1 pseudogene is annotated in these 279 nt (G+C 81.0%); it reads left to right on the top strand.

Annotated features, from left to right (window positions below):
- A pseudogene (locus A4V12_RS38445) lies at positions 1 to 234 on the top strand (hypothetical protein); the annotation flags it as partial.
- Positions 235 to 279 lie beyond the last annotated feature (45 nt).

The following is a 279-nucleotide window of genomic DNA, read 5'->3' as shown; positions in this document are numbered from 1 at the left end:
CGCCCCGCCCTCCCCGCCCCCCTGGCCGAGCACCCCCCCTCCCCGTGGCAGTGGGCGGTGTCCGTCGCCGCGCAGCTGTGCGCGGTGCTCGCCGCCGTGCACGCCGTGCCGATCGCCCCCCGCGCCCTCAAGCCGCGGAACGTCAGGGTGAACCCCGCCGGCCCGGTCCCCGTCCTCGCCCCCGTCCTCCCCCCCAGCCCCGCCCCCGTCTTCCGGCTGTCATCGCGCACATGATCAGGGGGCCGCCGGGCGACTGCCCGCGGGCCCCTCCCGGGGGGG

The organism is Streptomyces noursei (assembly GCF_001646665.1).
Classification (GTDB): domain Bacteria; phylum Actinomycetota; class Actinomycetes; order Streptomycetales; family Streptomycetaceae; genus Streptomyces; species Streptomyces lavendulocolor.
The sequence above is the reverse complement of the archived record's forward strand: the minus strand, read 5'-3'. Positions and strand labels throughout refer to the sequence as shown.